Here is a 3,724-nt window from a genome sequence, read left to right as displayed (position 1 = left end):
GATCTTCCTTTTAGATACTGCAATATTTTACTTGGAGCAATACTTGGAGGACAAGATAATAATAAATGAATGTGGTCTTTCCCAACACTTCCTTGCAATATGGTAATTCCTCTGGCTTCACAACCTTGTCTTATCAAATCACGCACTCTCACCGCTATATGCCCGCCCAAAACCTTATATCTATACTTTGTCACCCATATGACATGATACTTGATATCATACACAGTATGACTATTTTTTCTATATCCTTCCATACTTTCACCTCTTCACTTAGTATGGACAAAAAAGATAAGGCTAAAAGCGGATACCGTCTAAAGACGGTGGAGTTAGACCACGCATTTGTAAGTTAAATTTATTTCTATATGATGCAGTATAGTTTCATGCAATGCAAAAACATCTTATTTAAGTCATTAAAATATATCTTGAAAGATGTAAACAGATTTTGGCTGATTTATTAGTTGCATCAATTTTGCAACAGATAACAAGTGTTACGATGTCAAAATGTACTCATGTGTACATTGTTGAGTTCGAAAACTCAAGGAACATTCAATTATGTTCCATTATCTTCATAAAAGTGGTAGATTAGCTTTGTCAAATAAGCCATTTTTCCTATTCTCCCTCGAATTAGCATCCACGTTTTTAAAAATATGCTATTGACTTCCTTTAGTAGTGGTTAATCACATGCTTGAAATAAATTACGTTAATAATTAAAGTGTCATTCGTAATAAACTACTCTACAATTACTTATTTGTAATAGATTGCATCCAAGTCTACCATATTTTGGGGTGAGGACCCTGTCGTATAATTATTTGATGTCAAATAAGCAAGTTTGCCATATAAAGGCCGTAGCGTGTAATCCTCCATTTTAATGGTTCTCTACGACGACAACCATTATACAAGATTTGGGGGCACTTCTGTTTCTTGTCACTTAAACACATAGGGAGCCAAGGGGTTAAATTAATGAAATTTTCATACCTAATAATTTTATTTCATCACTGCCTACACAATAGCTTGCTGACTTTGCGAACAGCAACTATTGACGTATATTAAGGCTATTATAAATGTGTTTTGTATTATTTTAATTAATTGCATTTTTAATATACTCTATCGTCTTCCTTTTCCCCACAGGATTATGACCCAACTTTCTATTAAAATATAAATCAATTTGAATTTCGTTTGTTAAAACAGACTCATCAATTTCTTTTAATTGAGATACAAACGGTATTAAATGATTATTTATATCATGTTCAACAACAGAATTCTGTAAATACTTTACTTTTGGTATATAGTTATGCTTTTTAAAACTAGATAATACACTTATCCTACTATCGTACTCTGTTTCAGCAATCTCTTTAGTTATATCCAAAGTTTTCATTAATTTATTCACATGAACCTCATAATAATTTGTAACTTTTGTTTGAGGGTTATTAACAATTGCAGTAGAAGATTTCATCATGGAAGCCAGCATCAATGACATAAATCCTCCTGCTGAACTACCATAATAGAAAATATTTTCATTTTTATAATTAAAAAAATCACTTAAATCTTTTAATATCATTGAAATATTTTTTAAATAATGCTCTTTTAGATCTCCAAAACCCCATCCTAACATTAAATGATCCAAATATAATGTGGGATCATTATAAAAAATCATTGATTCTTCTAATTCATCAATCCATGAATGCCTTTGGAATACTGGCAAGGTCATGGTTGAAGGTTTATAAGCACCTGATCCTAATATTAATAAATTACTACTTTTTTTATTTATTCTTACAAAAAACTCATATTTGACACCATTTTTATTTACTTCCAACAAAAATGGTTTTTTTGTAGTTATTTCCAATTTTGGTACATCATTGAATTCTGTGTAAATTTTTTTATATTCGTTAAACATAATAAACCTCCTCAAAGTTTTAATTTTAGTGTTAACATCAAATAGCATTTATAATTTAAAAACAATGTAGAATTATTACGAAAATTTAATGCAGTGTTTATGCTATCTTTTTAGTTTGCAGAATATTACTTTTAAAACAATATTATTTTTACATTTTTAGAGAAAAGAAAGTAGTGCGGGTTATCAATTAAATGCACTACTTTACTTTACACTTTTTAGAAAAATCAATCTCAGCACTATTTAGTATTGAAACAGGTGATAGACAAGGAGTTTTGTGGAGTGGAGGGCATGCATTTCTATGTGTAAGCAAATCCCCTTTTCATATTGATTTGGCTCATAAATCATGCAAGTCATGGCTCCATGTCATACCGACTATGATTCTATCCTTTGGCTATCCCAAACTTAAATAGCGAGAGAACAAAATCATTTATAGTCAGGAACGTCAAGATATAAGTTATAGGAACCTATTTCTTGATAAAGGTTATACATTGTGTATACTTGCTTTGATGCCCATCCAATATCTGTAGCATACTGTTTACCAAATCTATTGTTATCATCCATTGCTTGTGGATCCCATCTCATTTTATATAGTGTGTTTTGACCATTGTTTATATAGCCATCACCAATAAACTTCGCTCCTCCAACAATAGCTTTATAAGGTGTAGTCCACCCCTCATCATATGCTCTTTTAACACCACACTCAATTGGACATGAATCATAAGCACCAATACCAAACATATTATATACGGTGACCCCTTTATACTCAACTCCTTGAGCTAAAGTAGAACTACCGTTTCCAGTCTCTAGCACAGCGTGAGAAACTAAATAAATATCGTTTACCCCATTAACACGACTTGCATCAATAAATGCTTGACCTTGTCCAGCTAATGAACCTTTTCCTCTCAAGTAATTATTTAATACACTTGCTGTCACATCGCTTGACCTTGCCAAATCTAAAAATTGAAACTTTTGTTTCTCGTCATTAATGAAATTATTTGGGTCTAAATAATATCTTACATCTTCTGGACTTGCATTAACCCAACGTTTCTTAAAGTCGATTTGATACCAACCATTTTTCTCATCAATAATATCAACACTTGTACCTTTGGAAAGCTGTCCTACTATCCAGTAACTTGATCCCGGGCCACCTCTAACGTTTAAGGTAGTAGCAGTTACCTTTCCATCTTTAATATAATTTTTTGAAACATAGGTATCATACTTTTTATCCGTCTGCGGACCTGCAGTCATTTGGATGTTTACTGCTTCGTTTAAACTAATATCATATTTAGTATATTCTGTACCATATACATTAAAATTCTTCTTATTAACAAAACCTATTCTGTCTCCAAAGATTATTTTAGCATAGTGATTACCATTAGAGACAATTCTAAAAATCACACCTTCTGTTAAACTTCCAAACTTTACAAAGCTCCCAGATGTATTATCATATACAGGTGTTTTTTTAGTTATGACTATCTTATCATTTATATTTTCTTCATTTTCCTTTTCATTAGTAATTTTACTTTTATTTCCTAACACTGTATGTGAAGTATGAACAAAACCTCTGAAATCTCCAAGACGTAAAATATGATAGTTCCCTGATTGCCCTATACGTCGATAGACTTGACCTTTCTCCAATTCCGCTACTTTTTTATAATCACCACTTCTTATATCGTAAACTGGACCATTGCTTGTTGCTTCAATATAATTATCTGAATTACTAAATTCATTTTTAGTGCCACTCTTATACACATAGCCTACTCTATTACCGTAAATAATCCTCCAGAAATTCCCCGCATCTGTTGCTATTGCAAATTTTGTTCCAGCAGA

The 3,724-nt window shown here is 31.6% G+C and carries 3 protein-coding genes; all 3 read right to left on the bottom strand.

Annotated features, from left to right (window positions below; genetic code table 11):
* The coding region (gene tnpA, locus BUB45_RS11855; protein WP_139300150.1) for an IS200/IS605 family transposase at positions 1–254 on the bottom strand (254 nt) is incomplete at its 3' end.
* Between the two features lie 824 nt (positions 255–1,078).
* Positions 1,079–1,894, bottom strand: a complete 816-nt coding sequence (locus BUB45_RS11850; protein ID WP_073009445.1) for a hypothetical protein — start codon at positions 1,892–1,894, stop codon at positions 1,079–1,081.
* A 423-nt stretch (positions 1,895–2,317) separates the two neighbouring features.
* Positions 2,318–3,724, bottom strand: a 1,407-nt coding sequence (locus BUB45_RS11845) for an N-acetylglucosaminidase (protein ID WP_170861754.1), incomplete at its 5' end; no start/stop codon positions are given.

This window comes from Virgibacillus chiguensis (genome assembly GCF_900129865.1).
Lineage (GTDB): Bacteria > Bacillota > Bacilli > Bacillales > Amphibacillaceae > Virgibacillus > Virgibacillus chiguensis.
Note: the sequence above shows the minus strand (reverse complement) of the source record. Positions and strands in the feature narration are given on the sequence as shown.